Raw genomic sequence first — 21262 nt, 5'->3', positions numbered from 1 at the left:
GCGCTTTTTGCCTCGTAGGAAGAAGTGAAGCTACCGAACATTCTAGCCGCTGTAGCTGGATGAGATCAAAAGCGGAAGCGGCTTGCTTAGAACAAGAGGGCGTTGGAACTCCTGACATAGAGGCGCTTTTTGCCTCGTAGGAAGGCGTGAAACGACCGACTGTTTAGCCCCGTTGGCTAAGGTTCTTTCGCACAGAAAGTGTTTTTTACTTTCTCGTGCGGAAGGTTCTTAGACGGAATGGGCTAGGAGGCGCAGCTGGATAAGACCAAAAGATCAAACCGGAAACAAAACAACTAAGAGACTTGATGTCATATCAAGTCTCTTTCTTTCATGAAAGGAGAATGAGTGATGGAGACGATGCCGAATTGGTTAATGCAACGTGCATTTTTAACACCAGATCGTACTGCAATTGAAATAAAGGATGAAAAGGTTACTTTTATGCAGCTACATGAAGAAGTAATATCTGTTTGTGAACACCTCACACATGTAGGAGTGAAGCGTGGGCAAAAGGTGGCTGTTCTGATGAAAAATGGTATGGAGATGATTACAGTGATTCATGCCCTATCTTACGTAGGTGCTGTAGCTGTACTTTTAAATACGCGTCTTTCAAGAGAAGAGCTACTTTGGCAAATGGATGATGCTGAAGTTGTTTGTTTAGTGACGGATCAAGATTTTGATGCTAATGCTGTTCCTGTCTATTCATTTGCTGAAGTGATGAATGGACCGAAGGCGGAAGCATCTATACAAGAAGAATTCTTTTTAGAAGAAGCGATGACAATTATATATACGTCTGGGACGACAGGGAAACCGAAAGGCGTTATTTTAACGTACGGAAATCATTGGGCAAGCGCGGTTGGCTCTTCGCTTAACTTAGGCCTTCGTGATGATGATTGTTGGTTAGCTTGTATGCCGATGTTCCATGTTGGCGGGCTATCTCTTTTAATGAAAAATATTATGTATGGCATGCGCATTTTACTCGTTCCGAAATATGATGCAGATTTTATTCATACTGCACTTCAAACGAGAGGCGTTACGATTATTTCTGTCGTATCAAAAATGTTAACTGATTTATTAGAGAGACTTGGAGAAGGGACATATCCATCTTCTTTACGATGCATGTTACTTGGCGGAGGACCAGCGCCGAAACCGTTATTAGAAACGTGTGTGGAAAAAGGAATTCCTGTATATCAAACGTACGGTATGACAGAAACATCATCACAAATTTGTACGTTATCCGCAGATTATATGTTAACGAAAGTAGGATCAGCTGGAAAGCCACTATTTCAGTGCCAACTTCGTATTGAAAAAGACGGTGTAGTAGTGCCGCCACATGCGGAAGGCGAAATTGTAGTAAAAGGGCCAAACGTAACAGGCGGTTACTTTAACCGGGAAGATGCGACGCGTGAGACGATTCAAAACGGATGGCTTCATACTGGAGATCTCGGTTATTTAGACGAAGAAGGATTTTTATACGTATTAGATCGCCGCAGTGATTTAATTATTTCTGGCGGAGAGAATATATATCCGGCTCAAATTGAAGAAGTGTTGCTTTCTCACCCGATGGTAGCGGAAGCTGGTGTTGTCGGTATGACTGACGATAAATGGGGACAAGTACCGGCTGCTTTTGTTGTAAAAAGCGGGACGGTAACAGAAGAAGAAATTCTTCATTTTTGCGAGGAGAAATTAGCGAAATATAAAGTGCCGAAGAAAGCGTGCTTCTTAGAGGAATTACCACGAAATGCTTCGAAAAAATTGTTAAGACGAGAGTTAAGACAGTTAGTGGAGGAGATGTAAGTGGAAATAAAAAAAGCGACACTTTATATAACGGAAATGCCACTCGTAATCCCGTTTGCTGCAAGCTACGGAACGTATGAAAAGCGTGAGAGTATCGTCATTGAATTAGAAGATACGGACGGATACATTGGTTTTGGCGAAGTCGTTGCTTTTTCTGAACCGTGGTATACGGAAGAAACAGTGAAGACAGCACTGCATGTATTGCAAGACTTTTTATTACCTGATTTATTAAAAGCTGAAATTTCTCATCCGAATGAAATGCCGAGTCTGTTCCAGCATATAAAAAGAAACCGAATGGCAAAGGCGGGAATTGAAGGGGCTGTTTGGGATTTATATGCGAAGCGTCAAAAGAAATCGCTAGCGACATTACTTGGCGGAACGAAGGCTGAAATTGAAGTCGGTGTTGTAATTGGAATAAATACGATTCCCGTTATGTTAAAACAAATCGAGAAGTACGCAGAAGAAGGATACGAGCGTTTTAAAGTGAAAGTAAAGCCAGAGCATGACTATGAGTTATTGAAAGAAATCCGTAAAGAGTTTCCGCATATCCCGTTAATGGCTGATGCGAATTCAGCGTATACATTAGCGGATGCAGAGAGTCTGAAACGATTAGATGAATTTCAATTGATGATGATTGAACAGCCACTAGCGGATTATGATTTTCTTGATCATGCACAGCTACAAAAGAAAATTGAAACGCCGATTTGTTTAGACGAAAGTATTCATAGTTTAGAAGATGCGCGCGTTGCGATTACGCTTGGTAGTTGCCGTATCGTTAACATTAAACCAGGGCGAGTGGGCGGATTAACAGAATCGATTCAAATTCATAATTATTGTATGGAGCGTAATATCCCTGTTTGGTGCGGTGGTATGGTAGAGATGGGGATTTCACGAGCACAAAATGTTGCGCTTGCTTCATTGCCGAACTTTACGATTCCTGGTGATATATCTGCTTCTAATAGGCATTGGGAGAAGGATATTATTTCACCGGAAGTGATGCTTGAGGGCGGGAAAGTGATGGTGCCGCAAAGTGTTGATACTGAGTACGAAGTAGATCGCGGAAGGCTGGCGGAAATCACGAAGCAACGGATTATTTTTGAGCGATGAATTGAATCTTTAATCAGGATGTCCACAAATAGCGAGAGGATTTTGTCGTTAATTGTCGGTAAGTCGATATTCCTTGTCGAACCGTCGATATATTAAAAAAATCGTTGATATATTTTGAGTTGTGTTCGATATATTTGGAAAATCGTCGATATAATTTCATTTACTAAGGCTACTTAAACGAGTAGCCTTTTTGTATTGTACAAATTGGATAGACTAGTTTACAATCGAGCGTATAAAGTGAAACTTTAATCAGTGGAGGTATCCCCACTGATTATTAGTTGAACCAATCGGGCTTTTATGGGCAGTTGATCTTCCACCTAACTTCTTTGATTCACCCGAATTTTGAGGTGGGAGTCTTACTACCCGCAAATAGCGGGGTAAAGGGGGAGTAAAATGAAGCGCATTTCCATTTTAATAGCGGATGATGAGGCAGAAATTGCTGATTTAATTGAGATACATTTAGAAAAAGAAGGGTACCACGTCGTGAAGGCAGCTGATGGAGAAGAGGCAATTCATATTATTGAAACGCAGCCAATCGACTTAGTGGTTTTAGATATTATGATGCCGAAAATGGATGGGTATGAGGTGACGCGCCAAATTCGCTCGAAGCACCATATGCCAATCATTTTCTTAAGTGCGAAAACTTCGGACTTTGATAAGGTGACAGGTCTTGTATTAGGTGCAGATGATTATATGACGAAACCTTTTACACCGATTGAATTAGTTGCGCGCGTAAATGCACAGTTGCGTAGGTTTCTTACGTTAAATCAACCGAAAGTAGCGGAGAGTAAATCTGCTTTAGAGGTAGGCGGGGTCGTGATTGATCCTGAGCGAAGAACAGTAAATGTGTACGGAGAACAAGTTGAATTAACACCGAAAGAGTTTGATATTTTATATTTATTAGCGAGCCATCCGAAGAAAGTGTACAATGTGGAAAATATTTTTCAGCAAGTATGGGCAGATGATTATTATGAAGGCGGAAATACAGTTATGGTACATATTCGTACATTGCGGAAAAAACTTGGGGAAGATAAAAGAAAAGATAAGCTAATAAAAACAGTGTGGGGAGTAGGGTATACTTTCAATGGGTAAAAAGATGAGAAGTTTTCGCTCGAAGATGGTTATGCTATTTGCGTTAAGTATGATATGTGCTGCTGGTGTCACGTATATCATTTATGAAGGGTTACGGATCTATTATAAATCAGTCGTTCGTTTTGAAGATCCGTTAGCTCAATTGCGTTTTATGATAAGACAAATTGGGGATGTTAATTTCTTTTTAATTATTTTCATACCTCTGTCTATTATGTTTTTCTTCTTCCTTACTAGACCGTATTTAAAATATTTTGATGAGATTTCAAACGGAATTCATCATTTGGCGAACGGAGATTTTACAAATGAAGTGCGCGTTTCATCAAATGATGAGTTTGGAAATATCGCGCGCGAAATAAATGTTGCGAGTGAAAAGTTAAAAGAAGCGGTTGAACGAGGAGACTTTGCGGAAAGTAGTAAAGATCAGCTCGTTGTGAATTTGGCTCATGATTTAAGAACGCCATTAACATCCGTGTTAGGTTATTTAGATTTAATTCTTAAAGATGAGAATTTAACAAAAGAACAAATTAAACATTTCTCCACAATTGCATATACGAAATCGCAAAGGCTTGAAAGCTTAATTGATGAATTATTTGAAATTACACGTATGAATTATGGCATGTTACAACTAAATAAAAAGCCGATTGATATAAGTGAGCTGCTTATACAGCTAGATGAGGAATTGTATCCATTACTAGAAAAACACCATTTAGAAGCTAGATTGAATGTTGATCCTCATTTGCCGATTAACGGTGATGGAAAATTGTTAGCTAGAGTATTTGAAAACTTGTTAACAAATGCTGTTCGATATGGATATGATGGGCAATTTGTTGATTTGAATGGGTATATCGATAATGGAGAAGTTGTCGTACAAGTTATGAATTACGGAGATAGCATTCCAGAAGAAGACCTACCGTATCTTTTTGATATGTTTTATACAGGCGATAAATCGAGGTCAGAGAACCGTGGCGGGACTGGCCTTGGGCTATTTATTGCGAAAAATATTGTTGAACAGCATGATGGGAAAATTTCTGTTGAAAGTAATGTAGTTAGAACAATGTTTGAAGTGCGATTGCCAAAAGGCGAGAACGTAGCAATTTAATAAAAATTTAAACTTTATCCCACTTTTTATTTTAATAGTTTTTTCTATTCTATACGTAAGTTACGTTAAGGAGGAACTAGAAATGAAAAAGTGGGTATTTATTTCTCTTTTTATCGCATGCACAATCTGTGTAGGTTTATATATATCACCGTTATTTCAAAAAGAAATTGATGTGAAAATCGGCGAGGAAAATAATGCAATAAAGAATGCAAATATGGAAAAGGTAGAGATTACAAAAGAAGAAATTTATAAAGGGAATCTATTATTAGTTAATAAAGATTATCCAGTAAAAAAAGATAGTATTAGGTCTGACATAATAAATGTAAATCACAGCAGTGAATTAGTAAGAGGCTACGTAATATTTGATAGAAATCTTCGTTTATCAAAGGATGTTGTAAAAAAGTTTTTGAACGTTGTCGATGCGGCTGGAAAAGATGGCGTACAACATTTCTTAATGAATAGCGGCTATCGAGATTTCCAAGAGCAAAGACAGCTATATGAAAAAATGGGATCTGATTATGCACTCCCGGCAGGATATAGTGAACATAATTTAGGGTTATCACTGGACGTTGGATCAACGCAAAAGAAAATGGAAAAAGCGCCTGAAGGAAAGTGGATTGAAGAGAACGTATGGAAGCACGGCTTTGTGTTACGTTATCCGAAAAATAAAAGTCATATTACTGGCATCCAATATGAACCATGGCACATTCGTTATGTCGGCTTACCGCATAGTGCCATTATGCAAAAGGAGAAAATTACATTAGAGGAATACTTAGACTTCTTAAAAGAGAAAAAAGAAATTTCAACTGAGGTGGAAGGTAAGAAATATACGGTTTCTTATTATAAAGTTTCCGGGAACATGAAAGTGAATGTTCCAGCGAATAAGCAGTATGAAATTTCGGGGAATAATATGGATGGGGTTATTGTGACGGTTCAGGAATAGATAAAGAGGTTGTTCCGTTTTGGAGCAGCCTTTTCGTATATCAGAAAGGGATTGGTGTTTTTTGTCGGTAAATCGATATTCCTTGTCGAATCGTTGATATATTTTGAGTTACGATAGATATAATTGAAAAATCGTTGATATATTGCAAGTTACGATAGATATAATTGAAAAATCGTTGATATAATTTCCTGTACTATCAGCATTTTGAGGAGTATCTTTTATTTCACTTTTAAACATTATAACGTTATATTTACTTCTCCCTTTTTTTGTGTTACGCTAAACGTGTGAAAGACATATAAAATGAAACTTTAATGTAAGCGTATTCTTATGGCTTCTTATAGAAAAGGGTGGAAATACAATGACAGAACGATTCGTACTACGTAATGTGAAACGTGTGAACGGGGAAGAGATTGACATTGTAATTGAAAATAACAAAATCGCACAGGTGACGAAAGCTGGTGCTGGCGAAGGTGGAAAGGTTCTTGATTACTCTGGTACTTACGTATCAAGTGGTTGGATTGATTTACACGTTCATGCTTTTCCAGAGTTTGATCCGTATGGCGATGAGGTGGATGAAATTGGCGTTAAGCAAGGGGTAACGACAATTGTTGATGCAGGTAGCTGCGGAGCTGATCGCATTGCAGATTTAGTACAAAGTAGAGAACAGGCGAAAACGAATTTATTTGCCTTTTTAAATATTTCTCGCATCGGTTTGAAACGAATTGATGAATTATCCAATATGGAATGGATCGATAAAGAGAAAGTGATAGAAGCAGTAGAAAAGTATAAAGATGTAATCGTTGGGTTAAAGGCGAGAATGAGTAAAAGTGTCGTTTGTGATAGTGGAATTGAACCGCTGCATGTAGCGCGCTCTTTATCCCGTGAAACATCATTGCCGATTATGGTACATATCGGTTCAGCGCCTCCTCGCATTGAGGAAGTTGTACCTCTTTTAGAAAAGGATGATGTTATTACACATTACTTAAACGGGAAAGAAAATAATTTATTTGATGAAGAAGGCAAACCGCTACCTGTGTTACTAGATGCAGTGAAGCGCGGCGTACATTTAGATGTTGGTCACGGTAATGCTAGTTTTTCTTTTAAAGTAGCAGAAGCGGCAAAGCGTCACGGTATTGCCTTTCATACAATTAGTACAGATATTTACCGAAAGAATCGCGTGCATGGTCCGGTGTATAGTATGGCTCACGTTCTTTCGAAATTCCTTTACTTAGGTTATCCGCTAGAAGAAGTAATTGATGCGGTTACGAAAAATGCGGCAGAGTGGCTTAAGAAACCAGAGCTTGGCCGTATTCAAGAAGGCGATATTGCAAACTTAACTTTATTTACGGTGAAAGATGAGAAGGTTACTTTAATTGATTCAGAAGGGGATCAGCGCATTGCTGAAAGAAGGATTGATACGAAAGGGGTTGTAGTCAATGGGTCATTCATTGAATGCTAAGTACGGATTAAAAAGAGTAATTAATGCGAGCGGTAGAATGAGTATTTTAGGTGTATCTGCTCCTACAGATACGGTAATGGATGCGATGAAACATGGTGGACAAAATTATGTGGAAATTGCTGATTTAGTAGATAAAGCAGGAGACCATATTGCGAGAATTCTAGATTCAGAGGCAGCGGTCGTTGTGAATTCAGCATCGAGCGGAATTGCGCTTTCTATCGCTGGTATCGTTACAGAAGGAAATCGCCGTAAAAGTGAAAGACTTCACCAAGAAGTAATCGCGAAAAACGAAGTGATTATGTTAAAAGGTCATAACGTTCAATACGGAGCTCCTGTTGAAACGATGATTTACTTAGGTGGAGGAAAACTCGTTGAAGTTGGCTACGCAAATGAAGGGAAAGCAGAACATATTGAAGATGCGATTGGCGAAAATACAGCAGCAATTCTTTATGTGAAATCACATCATGCAGTGCAAAAAAATATGATTTCTGTTGAAGAAGCATGGGAAGTTGCGCAGCGAAATAACGTACCACTTATCGTTGATGCGGCAGCTGAAGAAGACATTCAAAAATATGTGAAGTATTCAGACCTTGCCATTTATAGTGGTTCAAAGGCAATTGAAGGACCTACTTCTGGTATTGTTGGCGGTAAACGAAAATATATCGAATGGCTGAAAGTGCAATTACATTGCATCGGAAGAAGTATGAAAGTCGGGAAAGAGACAACTTTTGGCTTACTTCAAGCGCTTGATGAGTACGGAGTAAAAGAAGATAAGAGCGAGCAAGAAAAAGAATTGCTACAAGTACTTATGCCGCTAAAAGAATTAAATGGTGTAAATGTAACGATCGTTCAAGATGAAGCTGGAAGAGCAATCTTTAGAGCTCGTATTCATATTAACGAGAAAGAGTTAAACAAATCAGCAAGAGATGTTGTGACTGCATTACGCGAAGGGGAAATCGCTATTTATACACGTGATTACGGAGTAAGACAAGGATTCTTTGATATTGATCCACGTCCACTTCAAGGTGATGACATACATGTGATTGAAGAAAAAATGAGAGAAATCGTAGGGGGAAACTAAAATGACAAACATTCAAAAACGTTTTTATAAAGGCCGCGTAGCATTAAATGTATTAGCGAACAATATCGAAAACGCGAAGGATATTTTTGAAGCAGCAGAAGGTTATGTAGTAGTGGGTGTTTTATCAAAGGATTATCCAACTGTAGAAGAAGCAGTTACAGCTATGAAAGCATACGGAAAAGAAATTGATGACGCTGTATCAATCGGACTAGGAGCAGGAGATAATCGTCAAGCAGCAGTTGTAGCTGAAATTGCGAAACATTATCCTGGTAGCCATATTAATCAAGTGTTCCCTTCAGTTGGAGCGACACGTGCAAATCTTGGCGGAAAAGATAGCTGGATTAATAGTTTAGTATCCCCAACAGGAAAAGTAGGGTACGTAAATATTTCTACTGGTCCAATTAGTGCTGCTGGAGAAGAGAAAGCAATCGTTCCAATTAAAACAGCGATCGCACTTGTACGTGATATGGGCGGAAATTCATTGAAATACTTCCCAATGAAAGGGCTAGCTCACGAAGAAGAATATCGCGCAGTTGCGAAAGCTTGTGCAGAAGAAGGATTCGCATTAGAGCCAACGGGCGGAATTGATAAAGAAAACTTTGAAACAATTGTACGTATTGCGCTTGAAGCTAATGTAGAGCAAGTTATCCCGCACGTGTACTCTTCTATTATTGATAAAGAAACTGGCAATACGAAAACAGAAGATGTTCGTGAATTATTAGCAGTAGTGAAGAAGTTAGTTGATCAATATGCGTAAGAAAATTGCAGCGTTCGGCGAAGTAATGATGCGCCTGCAAGTACCAGGATATGAATTGTTGTCGCAAGCAAATACATTAAAATACTCATTTTCTGGTACAGGTGTGAACGTTGCAGCCGCGCTTTCTCATCTAGGGCATGAAGGGCTTCTTATTTCAACTTTACCGGGAAATTCGGTTGGAGATGCGGCATTATCGTACGTTCAAAAGTTAGGTGTGCAAACCTCGCTTGTTTCAAGAGGCGGTAAATATGTCGGCATGTACTTTTTAGAAAATGGATTTGGAGCACGTGCAAGCCGCGTTACATATTCGAATCGATTAGAAAGTAGCTTCAATACGGCATGTGAAGAAATGTATCAATTTGAAGAAATCGCAAAGGAAATTGATATCGTTCATTTTTGCGGGATTACACTTGCGATGAATAATACGGTGCGCCATCATATGAAATCTTTAGCGAAAGCAGTTAAAGAAAACGGAGGCACTGTCGTTTTTGATTGCAACTATCGTCCGTCACTTTGGGGAGAAGACGGATATGAACAGGCGAAACCGCATTATGAAGAAATGTTAGGGCTAGCTGATATTGTAATGATGAACGAAAAAGATGCGATGTTCGTTTTAGGCATGAAAACAGAAGAGACGGAGCGAGAGGCGCAGCTGATGGATCTAATTCCAAAGGTAGCTGAAATGTATAGTATCGTTACAATCGCTGGTACACATCGCTCTATTAATAGCGATAATACACACTCGCTTCGCGGATTTATATGTAAAGATGGTGCGTTCACTTTTGCAAAAACACTTACGTTTTCTGTATATGATAGAATAGGTGCTGGAGATGCTTATACGAGCGGGATTATTCATGGCGAGATAGAAGAGTTTGCACCAGAGAAAGCTGTTTCATTTGCGTCAGCAGCTGGAATGCTTGCACATACAATCGTCGGTGATACGCCAATGTCATCAGAGAAGGATATACTTCGGGCAATGACGGCATCAGTAGGTGATGTAGAAAGGTAGTGGGTGTAACGGTGAACGTAACGAGGAAAAAAGGACCATTATATTTACAAATAAAAAACATTATTCGTGATCGAATATTGCATGGTGTATATGCGATTCATACGAATATTCCTTCCGAACCGCAGTTAGAAGAAGAGTTCAAAGTAAGTAAAATTACAGTGCGAAATGCGATTAAAGAACTCGCTCAAGAAGGATATTTGGAAAAGAAAAGCGGTAAAGGAACGAAAGTCATCCGTAACACTTCTGCGACAAAACTGTCAAAGGGTAAGAAATTTACTGAAGTGTTAGTGGAAGAAGGATATAAAGTACAGAAGAAATTGCTAAAAGCAGAAATCGTTCAGAATGAAGAAGGAACAGTGCCATTTCGATTATTCGGTAAGGAGAGTTTCCGTATCGAACGTTTATATGCGTTAAATGATGCGCCTTATATTCATTATACGCACTATTTCTCAGCACACATGGCAAGTACAGATTTATCGGACTTTGACTTGCAATCACTTTACGATTTAGTCGAGGACAGAGGAATACATTTAGAAAACTTCAGAGATGAATTCGCTGTTGGACTTGCGCCTAGTTTCGTTGCAGAAGCGTTAGGTGAAAAAGAGGGGACAGCGCTATTAAAACGTATGCGCTATTCTTACGATGAAGTTGGCGAAGTAATTGAATATAGCGAAGGCTACTACAATACAGAAATGCAGCACTATGTAGTGAATTATGACGTATAAAAAAGAGGGGTTTTTCCCTCTTTTTTTATAAAGTGAAACTTCAATTGTATTCATCCTGCACCAATCAGGTGTCGCTGTCCACAAATACGGGGTAAAAATAAGGAGAATGAGAGATGGATATATACTTATTAATCGTCACGTTACTTGCAATCGCGATTGTCATTTTAGGGGTATCATGGTGGAAATGGCATGCATTTATTAGTTTAACAGTTGCGAGTTTATTTTTAGCTATTATGTCTGGACTGAATGTAACGAAAATAGTGACTGCCTATGAATCTGGTGTTGGTAGTGTACTAGGGCATTTAGTTGGGATTTTGGCTCTCGGAACAATCTTAGGGAAAATGATGTCCGATTCAGGGGCCGGCATGCAAGTGGCAGATTTCTTTATTCGATTTTTTGGTGTAAAGAAACTACCTTGGGCTATGTTATTTGCAGGATTTGTTATAGGGATTCCCGTATTTTTTGAAGTGGGGATTGTCATTTTATTACCACTTGTTATTTCCATTCGAAAAACGACGAAACAAAATATATTATTAATTGCGTTACCTGTTATTGCGGGATTATCTATCGTGCATGGACTAGTGCCACCACATCCAGGTGCCATGACAGCAATCGGCATTTATAACGCGAACTTAGGAAAGGTGCTTTTATATTCATTAATTATCGCGTTACCAACAGCTATTATTGCAGGACCGATATTTGCAAAGTGGGTACATAAGAGGGTTATACCTGAAAATGAACCAGAGCTTATTCGAGTTACAACTGTATCAACAGATTTACCGAGTCGTAAAGTTTCATTCTTTATTATTTTATTACCAGTTGTATTGATGATTTTATCAGTCGTTGCACCATATATTTCATTACCAAAAAAGATGACTGAATTTTTTGTGTTTATTGGAAGCCCAGTAATTGCTTTACTTATTTCATGTTTCGCAGCATTTTATTTACTTGGAATCAGACAAGGAATTAATAAAAAGATGATTAAAAAATTAACAGATGAAAGTTTACTACCTGCGGGCTCAATTATTTTAATTATCGGGGCAGGTGGTGGATTTAAACAAATATTAATTGAAAGCGGCGTTGGAACGGCGATTGCGCAAATGGCAGAACATATATCGTTATCACCAATCGTATTAGCTTTCATGGTAGCTGGATTAATTCGAATTGCAACAGGTTCAGCGACAGTAGCATTAACGACAGCAGCAGGAATTGTTTCACCAGTTATTCAGCACATGTCTGGTGTGAATTTAGAGTTACTTGTTATTGCAACCGGTGCAGGATCATTAATGTTTTCTCACGTAAATGATGCAGGTTTCTGGCTTGTAAAAGAATATTTAGGTTTGACGGTGAAGGAAACGTTTAAAACGTGGACGGTGCTCGAGACATTGTTATCATTTATTGCATTTGGTTTTGCGCTTTTATTGAATATGTTTCTTTAGGAGAGGAGATCAGATTTAAACGAATAAAACCTAGAGGAAATGTAATTTCTCTCTAGGTTTTATTCGTTTTTGTGCTTTCTATTACGTAATGGAACGGACGTACTGATCTTCTCCATCGTCTTTGACAAAGACTCCTAGCTCATTCAAATCTTTGCGTAAATGCTTCTTTTTCTTCGAATTTCCGTCTCGGATAGCATTTCGTCTTTCATACAAAATGGTATTTATGCTTTTATTAAATCGCTCATCCTCTAATTTCCATAAGCTGTACTCTTGTTTATAAGGATCCTGTTCCACCCATGGAGAGCCGTGCAGCAAGAAAATACCTTTAATTTTATGTGGATTTATATCAGATGTTTCACGTAACCATTCGCGGTCTTCTTGATCAATGATTACCACTTGGCCTGTATCTACAAAAACGGCTTTTACATTTGACCTGTTAATTTGCTTCTTTTGATCGTCTTTATTCACGTGAATGCTTTCCGAAGTAATGTTCATTTTTAAAGCTTCACTATAAATAATTAAAGAAAATAAAATTCCTGCAATAGCGCCAATTGACATGAGGATAACAGGAAGCCAGAAGGGGTTAATAGAATGTAAAAGTTCTATAATTTTTGAATCAGAAAAGAGTGGAATCTTTTTTATAATCTCTATTAATTTAGGTGAAAAATATCCAATAACGCCTAAAAGGATTGGACTTACTATAGCAAGTAATTTTTCTAAAAAACCTAATCCAATAACAGATACCTTTTTCATTTGTAGTTCATCCTTTCTTAATCTATATTTTTTCAAAATCAGGGCATTTACATAGTGAGTTTCTTCACCATTTTTATGAGCTCATCTGAGTAATTTTCTATAGATATCGATGAACTCGCCTTTAGCATTCTTTCTTCGATTGCTCCTAAAATAAATGAAGCCAATGTGTCAATTCGGAAAGAGTTAGAAAACACTCCATTTTGTTGACCAGTCTTCAAAATATCTAATAACATCGTTCTAAGAGCATCATCTTCTTCGTCGTCTTCGATTCTGTAATAAGGAACATTCTCTTCATTTCTTGCATTAAAGACAATCTCAATTAAGGCAATATTATTTTTGTAATGAGTTTCTTGATAAGCCAAATGTGCTTCAATAAAAGCCTCTAGTTTGTTTATTTCAGATTGGGCTAATAGTACTCGATTGCTAATAAATTCATGTTGTTTCTCAACTAAAAATTGTAATGTCCGATTCATAAGATAAAGCTTATCGTTAAAATGATAAGAAATAAGTCCAGTGCTAATCTTAGCTTTTTTTGCTACCTTCGTTAAGCTTAAGTTGTTATATCCAACTTCTTCTAATGTATCAATACATGCAAGAATAATTTGTTCACGCCTAGCCTCTGCAATAAAAGAATCAGTCACGCTATTCAACTCCTGATTTTTATAATTTGAATGTATAATCAAAAAACTGATTGGTCGTTCAATTAAATTTTAGTAAGAAATTACAAGTATGTCAAATGCTTTATGCTTACACCTTGATAAGGCTAATTCGCCTATTGATGAAGCCCATTTCTAAAAACAAGCCCGTTTTTAGATAAGCCAAGCTTCCTATTCGCCCTGAAAACATACTATAAATGGAATCCCCTCATTTAGAGCAAGGTGAACTTGTTATGAATGATACTAAAGGAGGAATAGAGTAATGAGCGAAAAGTGTGAACACAGACATGATGATTGTAACCGCAGACACCATGGTTGCGGAGGCGGTTTTGCGCTTCTAATCGTATTGTTTATTTTATTAATCATCATCGGTGCTAGCTGCTTCGGCGGAGGCGGCGGTTGTGGTTATGGTGGTTACGGCGGTTATGCTGGCGGCTACGGTGGATATTGCTGCTAATTAAAAACTATTGAAAATAGCCTTGTGCATTATGCACAAGGCTATTTTATTCACATCTTGATATGCTGTGATAATTTATTGATGTAAAGAGAACGGATTAAGAAGAAGAAAATAATCTCGATAATCCCGAAAAAGGTGAGTACGATAAATGTCTCTTTTAGTAATGAAAAGGAAAACATGCTTTGTAAAAACTTAACCGCAAATAACGTGTGAATACCAGCAACGATGTAAGGGACGAAAAATAAAATTCCTAATTGAATCGTTGCAGAACGAAACATTTCTGATTCTGTTAAGCCGAGCTTTGTAATCGTAATATATTTTTGTTTTTCAGTTGTTAAATCATTATACATACGGAAATATAAAACACTAGCCGCACCGATAAAGAAAATAAAGCCAAGAAATGCCCAAATAAAGAATTGAGCAACTGCATTTCCTTTACCGTAAATGAGTTCATCCGTGGCCGTATGTATGAAGAAAGGAATTTGAGGGTTCTCTTCTGCATGCTTTTCGTAGAACGCACGTGCATCACCACTAATAACACGTAACATATTTTTTGTTGGAACTATTGCATTTTCCCAGTTTTCTACGAAGTAGTTATAGATTACGGTTGTTTCAATATGAGGAATCATATTATCAAATACATAATCTTGTACGACAGCTAAATGTGGGAATGCAAAGGATGGTTCGATTCCCTTATTAATAAACCCTTTAATATGAAATTCTTTTTTATTAGATCCAAGTGTAATCGTATTTTGCTTTGCAAATGGATTTGATACGAGATCGAGAAGTTCTGGTGAGTGGCGAGAAATAATATACACTTGTGTAGAATCAAGTGTTATTTCTGGTCTTCTCAATTGTTTAGCAATTGCGTTATAATCACTCATCTTCATAAGCATAATGTCTTCTTTTGAAGCTGTATCTTTTAATACTGTAAACTTATATTTTCTGTACGGAAAATTACTATTTGTAAGTTCAGTTTCAATTGTAGTAATATGCTTTTGCTCAAGGGAATTGTCACCTTCTGACGTATAAGTGAAGGGGACAGGATATCGCTCTAGTACTGATGCTTTCGTATTGTTATTAGCAGCGAATAATCCAATAATAATCGTAAATGCAAGTGCAGATAGCATAGAAACGATAAAGAGTACATTAATATTACTGCGGGTACGAGAAACTAAATCTGAAATCCATAACATATTTATTTGTTTTAAATAAAACTTTCTACGCTTCTTTAAAATATAGATAAAAAGAAGAAATGTTTGTGAAAAGAATAAATATGTCCCGACTACTACGAGTGGTAAAATAGATAACATAATAAAAAAGACAGATCCATTTTGCACATTTTTTTCCGTTACGTAGCCTCGCGGATAACCAGCGATATAATAGCATAGCCCTAAACAAATTACAGCAAATAGCGAAATGAGTATAGATGGTTTTTTTTCACTCTTCTCTTTGTTAACTCCCTTAATAAGCTGCGTTGTTTTTCGAGTACGAATAAACATTGGTGTAAACGTAGAAACGATTAAAAATAAAGTGATAAAGGTTACGGTTGTAACGATAATCGCTTCTGTTGGCCAATATAAATAAAGGCCTTTCGCACTTGTTAATTTCGAAGTGACTAATAAGAAAAAGTTAGAAAATACAAGGCCACCCTGTATACCGATAAAGATAGATAATATCCCAATTATCATGTTTTCAGTAAATAATAATCTTTTTAATTGTCTCTGTGAGATACCAAGAATAGTGAGTATCCCGAATTGCTGCTTCCGAACATTTAAAAATGTTCCAATTGAATATAACAGAAAGAAGAACGAGAACATAACGATCACAAGCTGTGCTGTACTAGCTAAATTCATTAGAGGATCCCGATCTTGAAAGCCTTGTACACTTTGTAAGCGTGGATGATACGCGTATACAGTAAATGAAAAGAAAACCATTATCGAAAACGCACTACTTACAAAATAGGCGAAATATGCTTTTGAATTACGCGAGACATTTTTAAATGCGAACTGCCAAAATGTCATCCACGTCTTCCTCCTAGTAATGCTAAAACATCTAATATTTCTTGATAAAACTTCTCACGGTACAATCCGCGGTGCAGTTCGTTGTAAAGCTCTCCATCTTTAATGAAAATAACACGATTACAATAACTTGCTGCAAATGGATCGTGAGTAACCATTAAAATTGTTGCATCTTCTTCTTTGTTTAATTTCGTAAATAGCTCCATTACGTCAATTGCCGCTTTTGAATCTAAGTTTCCTGTCGGTTCATCGGCAAGTAGAAGAGAAGGGTGATGAATAACAGCACGAGCTACAGCGGTACGCTGTGCTTGTCCCCCAGAAACTTCAAAGATACGCTTGTCTAAAATATGATCAATGCCAAGCTTTTTTGAAATGTTATCAAGCTTTTCATCCATTTCTTTTAATGGAACATTATCTAATGTTAAAGGTAGTACGATATTTTCACCGATTGTAAGTGTATCTAGTAGGTTAAAGTTTTGGAAAACAAATCCTAACTCTTGGCGGCGGAAAATAGCTAACTTCTCTCTACGAAATGTGTGTGGTTTTTTTCCGTTAATCACGACATCACCAGCAGTCGGAGAATCAATGGTAGAAATAACGTTTAAAAACGTAGATTTACCGCTACCAGATGGTCCCATTATAGCAACAAATTCACCTTTATCTACGTGCAAATTTATATTTTTTAAAGCTGTATGAGGGACTTTTCCCTCATACACTTTTGAGACGTTTTTTATGTGTAATACTTCTTCCATAGTAATCACCTTTCTATCCTTTAAAACTTAATGTGTTGTGATAATTTTTGCATATAAAAGGAACGAATTAAAAGGAAAAATAGAATTTCAACTGTTCCAAAAATCATCAGTACGACTGTAATCTCAGCGAAGAACGAGAGATTTAACACTTCTTGTAACATCTTTGTCGCGAACATCGTATGGATGGATGCCATAATGTAAGGGACAAAGAATAAAATAGCAAGTTGAATGGTGGCAGACCGCTTCATCTCAGACTCTGTTAAGCCGATTTTCGTAACCGTTATATATTTTTCTTGCTCGTTTGTTAAGTCAGTATACATACGGAAGTAAAGAACACTACCAGCACCGATAAAGAAAATAACTCCTAGGAAAGTTCCTATTAAGAAAAATGAGGCTACATTTAATTTCGTTTTGTATAGAGAGTTACTTGCTTCACTTGCATGGAATGGTGCATGTTCTGCTTGAATAGCTGCATTGTCATTACTGATTTTTGTTATAAATGCTGCACCGATATTATATGCCTTTTCCCAATTCGGCACTTTGAAGCTATATACACTCATTTGTTTGGAAATGGTTGATAGGGTTTCTATATTTTCATCAGATAAAATGAGTAACTTCGGTACTAACCAGTTTGGAAACGGACTAGTACTTTTATAATCCTTCACTTTCAAATGTAAAGAGTTTTGAGTAAGTGTAAGACTATCTCTTTTTTCTTTATCATAAAATGTTCCAATGAAATGATCATCTATTTCTTTCATAAGGATATAAGATTCATTGTTATGAACGGTGAGAGGTTCCCATTGTAATACTTTAGCGAGTACATTGTAGTCACTTTGTTTCATTGCATGATAGAGTTGCGTGTTATCTTCAGCTAAAGATACTTCGTATATATCCGTTTTAAATTTTGTATAAGTAAAGTGCTCTTCATTAAATTTTTGCTCTAGCCAGTTTAAATGTTCATCACCTAACGTGTTTTCAGTATGTGATAAATAAGTAAATGGGAAAGGATTTTTTCTTATTTCATTAAACTTTGTGAACTTCCCAAAACCATATAGGAATGTAATCATTGTAAAAGCGAGCGTTGATAGCATCGCCACAATAAAGAGCATATTAATATTCGTTCGAATACGTGATGCTAAATCAGAAATCCAAAGCATATTAATGCGTTTCATATAAAACTTTCTGCGCTTTTTTAATATGCGGATGAGTAAAAAACTAATTTGTGAAAAGAAAAAATACGTCCCAGCTGCAATAAGCGATGGGATAACAAATATACTAGAGACGGCATATAAAAGCCCAATGATATCACCTAGTGACAGAAAATATAATGGATTTGCGGCTAACGCATATCCAGATATTAAACATATCGCACCAAATAGAGAGACGAGCACGGATGCTTTTCTTTCTTTTTGTTTTGTTCCTTCTTTTAAAAGACGTACAGCTTTTCTCGTACGGATGAGCATCGGTGTAAAAGATGATACGAGAATGAAAAGTCCAAGGAAGATGATGATAGTTAAAATAATGGCGCTTGTAGGCCAATATAAATATAAACCAGGTACATGTGTAATCTTGGCAGTAACTAATAAAAAGAACTGTGAAAAGACAAGTCCTAATTGAATTCCAAAAAATATAGATAGGACACCAATTAGCATGTTTTCTAGAAATACGAGTCTCTTTAATTGTTTTTGAGATATGCCAAGTACTGTTAAAATCCCAAATTGCCTTTTTCGTACTTTTAAGAAAGTACCGATTGAATATAGTAAAAAGAAAAATGAAAAGAACACAATGACAACCTCTGAAATTGTCATTAGTATGTTCAGAGCAGAATTTACGTCTGTCATATGCAATTTCGGATGAAATAAATAAACTGCAAATGAGAAAAAAATAGCAATGGAAAACGCACTGCTTACAAAATAGGCGAAATAAGCTCTGGCGTTCCTTGTGACGTTTTTAAATGCAAACTGCCAAAATGTCATTCACCTAGACCTCCTAGTAGGATGAAGACGAAAAGAATATAAGGAATACTCTTTTCATCAAGTTTGTTTTAAATAATTTGTCCATTCGTATACTGTGATAATTTTTGCATATAAAGTGAACGAATGAATAAGAAAAATACAATTTCAACGACTCCAAAAATAATAAGAACGGCTGAAACTTCTTTGAACAAAGATAAACCAATTACATCTTGTAGCATTTTCGTTGCGAACATTGTATGAATGGATGCCATAATATAAGGAACGAAAAATAAAATACTAAGCTGAATGGTTGCAGATCGTTTCATCTCTTTATCTGTCACACCGATCTTAGAAATCGTTATATATTTTTCTTGTTCGTTCGTCAAATCTGTATACATTCTAAAGTAAAGAACGCTACCAGCTCCAATGAAGAAAATAACTCCTAAAAATGTCCCGATTAGGAAGTACGCGGCACTACCGGATGTTATTTTATATAACGATCCTGCTGATTCAAAGGATCGAATAAGAGGTCCTTCATACTGGAATTTATTTCGATCTTTTTGCACTTTTTCTATAAAATTATCAGCAATCTCATATGTCTGTTCCCAGTTTTGAATTTTGTAATTATATGCTGATATATGCTTTACCGTGTTAGGTAAGTTGTTCACGACAATATCAGGCAACACGATCGTTTGATATGAAAAATCAGATGGAATTGCATTGATATGTTCATAGCCTTTTACTTTTAATTTTGTATTTGTACTAGAGAGTGTAATGTAATCTCTTTTATAACTTTGCTCAAATTCGTTGAATATAGTTATATAAGATGTTCCCGTTAACACGTATGCTTCGTTATCATTCACAAATAGTTGTTTCATTCGTAAAGAATCCGCAAGCTTGTTGTAGTCACTTTGCTTAATTGCGTATACGTCATTATAAATATTTACATCTTTATCTTCTTTTAGTGGCGCTTCATATATATCAGCTTTTATTTTCTCATAAGGGAAATGCTCTTTTTGTAATTGTTGCTCAAGCCAATTTAAATGCTCTGTAACAAAAGGATTCGCATCATACGAAAAATAAGAAATTGGGAAAGGAGAAGTTCTATTAACTTCTAGCTTAATAAACTTCCCGAATCCATATAAGAATGTAATCATTGTGAAAGCGATTGTAGATAGCATCGCTACAATAAACAGCATATTAATATTTGTTCGAATACGGTTGGCTAAATCCGAAATCCAAAGCATATTAATTCGTTTCATATAAAACTTTCTTCTTTTCTTTAAAATATAAATAAGTAAGAAACTAATTTGTGAAAAGAAGAAATAGGTTCCGATTGTAACAAGCGTTGGAATAACAAAAATACTTGAAAACATATAGATAACACCTACTTGCGGGCTTACTGATACGAAATATTTAGGATTTCCAGCTAACGCATAGCCACCTAATAAACAAATCGCACCAAATAAAGAAACGAGTATGGATGGTTTTTTTTCTTTTTGTTTTCCGACATTTATTTTTAAAAGACGTACCGCTTTTTTTGTACGGATAAGCATCGGTGTGAATGTAGATACAACGATAAAGAGACTTAGAAAAACAATTGTTGTTAAAATAAACGCGTTAATAGGCAAGTATAAATATATGCCTGGTACGTGCGTAATTTTTGCTGTGACTAATAAGAAAAATTGTGAAAATACAAGTCCAAACTGCATACCGAAAAAGATAGATAAAATACCGATTAACATATTTTCCATAAAAACGAGACGATGTAATTGTTTTCTCGATATTCCTAAAACGGTCAAAACGCCGAATTGTTTTTTTCTAACTTTTAAAAAAGTTCCAATGGAATATAGTAAAAAGAAGAAAGAGAAAAATACAATTACTACCTCTGAAAATATCATTAATCCTGAAATTTCAGAGACTATGCCAAAATTTTGTAATTTCGGATGGAATAAATAAACAGCGAATGAAAAGAAAACAGCGATGGAAAACGAGCTGCTTACGAAATAAGCAAAATAAGCTCTGGAATTACGTGTTACATTTTTAAAGGCAAACTGCCAAAAGGTCATAATACGTACCTCCTGCTAGAAGGCAAATATGTAGTTTTATTGTAAAAAATGTATGAGAGTAAGTTCTCATACATTTTGCTAGCATATGTCACGA

The 21262-nt window shown here is 36.5% G+C and carries 18 protein-coding genes; 12 read left to right on the top strand and 6 right to left on the bottom strand.

Features of this window, described 5'->3' with window-relative positions; all coding sequences use genetic code 11:
• Positions 1–348: 348 nt before the first annotated feature.
• From ATN06_RS24755 to gntP, 11 genes are all read left to right on the top strand, one after another.
• A complete protein-coding gene (locus tag ATN06_RS24755) occupies positions 349–1794 on the top strand; it encodes an o-succinylbenzoate--CoA ligase (RefSeq protein ID WP_060632696.1) in 1446 nt (481 codons plus the stop codon).
• The gene (gene menC / locus ATN06_RS24750; RefSeq protein ID WP_060632695.1) at positions 1795–2901 is read left to right on the top strand and encodes an o-succinylbenzoate synthase; all 1107 of its coding nucleotides are present in this window, start codon (positions 1795–1797) and stop codon (positions 2899–2901) included. It begins immediately after the preceding gene.
• Between the two features lie 393 nt (positions 2902–3294).
• A complete protein-coding gene (locus ATN06_RS24745) occupies positions 3295–3993 on the top strand; it encodes a response regulator transcription factor (RefSeq protein WP_060632694.1) in 699 nt (232 codons plus the stop codon).
• Positions 3986–5092: a sensor histidine kinase gene (locus ATN06_RS24740; RefSeq protein ID WP_060632693.1), complete on the top strand. Its 1107-nt coding sequence runs from the start codon at positions 3986–3988 to the stop codon at positions 5090–5092. The genes ATN06_RS24745 and ATN06_RS24740 overlap by 8 nt, the downstream gene beginning before the upstream one ends.
• A gap of 82 nt (positions 5093–5174) precedes the next feature.
• Entirely contained in the window at positions 5175–6035 is an 861-nt protein-coding gene (locus ATN06_RS24735) for a M15 family metallopeptidase (protein ID WP_060632692.1), read from the top strand.
• A gap of 358 nt (positions 6036–6393) precedes the next feature.
• Positions 6394–7494, top strand: a complete 1101-nt coding sequence (locus tag ATN06_RS24730) for an amidohydrolase/deacetylase family metallohydrolase (RefSeq protein WP_060632691.1) — start codon at positions 6394–6396, stop codon at positions 7492–7494.
• Positions 7472–8575 (top strand): DgaE family pyridoxal phosphate-dependent ammonia lyase, encoded by a 1104-nt coding sequence (locus tag ATN06_RS24725; protein WP_060632690.1) that lies wholly within the window; start codon positions 7472–7474, stop codon positions 8573–8575. Before ATN06_RS24730 ends, ATN06_RS24725 begins: the two co-directional genes overlap by 23 nt.
• Position 8576: 1 nt before the next feature.
• Complete coding sequence (gene dagF, locus ATN06_RS24720; RefSeq protein ID WP_000181913.1) at positions 8577–9332, top strand: 2-dehydro-3-deoxy-phosphogluconate aldolase; 756 nt, start codon at positions 8577–8579, stop codon at positions 9330–9332.
• Complete coding sequence (locus tag ATN06_RS24715) at positions 9325–10341, top strand: sugar kinase (RefSeq protein WP_060632689.1); 1017 nt, start codon at positions 9325–9327, stop codon at positions 10339–10341. The genes dagF and ATN06_RS24715 overlap by 8 nt, the downstream gene beginning before the upstream one ends.
• Positions 10341–11066 carry a GntR family transcriptional regulator gene (locus ATN06_RS24710; protein ID WP_060632688.1) on the top strand — a complete coding sequence of 242 codons (726 nt, stop codon included), beginning with the start codon at positions 10341–10343 and terminating at the stop codon, positions 11064–11066. Before ATN06_RS24715 ends, ATN06_RS24710 begins: the two co-directional genes overlap by 1 nt.
• A 113-nt stretch (positions 11067–11179) precedes the next feature.
• Positions 11180–12505: a gluconate permease GntP gene (gene gntP / locus ATN06_RS24705; protein WP_060632687.1), complete on the top strand. Its 1326-nt coding sequence runs from the start codon at positions 11180–11182 to the stop codon at positions 12503–12505.
• Between the two features lie 81 nt (positions 12506–12586).
• On the opposite strand, the gene ATN06_RS24700 is transcribed toward gntP, so the two are convergent.
• Positions 12587–13258 carry a YqeB family protein gene (locus tag ATN06_RS24700; RefSeq protein ID WP_060632686.1) on the bottom strand — a complete coding sequence of 224 codons (672 nt, stop codon included), beginning with the start codon at positions 13256–13258 and terminating at the stop codon, positions 12587–12589.
• 47 nt (positions 13259–13305) lie between these two features.
• Positions 13306–13899 (bottom strand): TetR/AcrR family transcriptional regulator, encoded by a 594-nt coding sequence (locus tag ATN06_RS24695; protein WP_060632685.1) that lies wholly within the window; start codon positions 13897–13899, stop codon positions 13306–13308.
• Positions 13900–14176: 277 nt separating this feature from the next.
• Here ATN06_RS24695 and ATN06_RS24690 point away from each other — a divergent pair, with 277 nt between their 5' ends.
• Entirely contained in the window at positions 14177–14371 is a 195-nt protein-coding gene (locus tag ATN06_RS24690) for a YjcZ family sporulation protein (protein ID WP_060632684.1), read from the top strand.
• Positions 14372–14421: 50 nt separating this feature from the next.
• Here the strand turns inward: ATN06_RS24690 and ATN06_RS24685 are convergent, their stop codons facing one another.
• From ATN06_RS24685 to ATN06_RS24670, 4 genes are all read right to left on the bottom strand, one after another.
• Positions 14422–16395: an FtsX-like permease family protein gene (locus ATN06_RS24685; RefSeq protein WP_060632683.1), complete on the bottom strand. Its 1974-nt coding sequence runs from the start codon at positions 16393–16395 to the stop codon at positions 14422–14424.
• The gene (locus tag ATN06_RS24680; RefSeq protein ID WP_000393244.1) at positions 16392–17144 is read right to left on the bottom strand and encodes an ABC transporter ATP-binding protein; all 753 of its coding nucleotides are present in this window, start codon (positions 17142–17144) and stop codon (positions 16392–16394) included. The genes ATN06_RS24685 and ATN06_RS24680 overlap by 4 nt, the downstream gene beginning before the upstream one ends.
• A 20-nt stretch (positions 17145–17164) precedes the next feature.
• Complete coding sequence (locus ATN06_RS24675) at positions 17165–19120, bottom strand: ABC transporter permease (protein WP_060632682.1); 1956 nt, start codon at positions 19118–19120, stop codon at positions 17165–17167.
• Between the two features lie 68 nt (positions 19121–19188).
• Positions 19189–21168: an FtsX-like permease family protein gene (locus tag ATN06_RS24670; protein ID WP_060632681.1), complete on the bottom strand. Its 1980-nt coding sequence runs from the start codon at positions 21166–21168 to the stop codon at positions 19189–19191.
• Positions 21169–21262 lie beyond the last annotated feature (94 nt).

Source organism: Bacillus thuringiensis (genome assembly GCF_001455345.1).
Taxonomy (GTDB): Bacteria; Bacillota; Bacilli; order Bacillales; family Bacillaceae_G; genus Bacillus_A; species Bacillus_A thuringiensis_N.
Note: the sequence above shows the minus strand (reverse complement) of the source record. Positions and strands in the feature narration are given on the sequence as shown.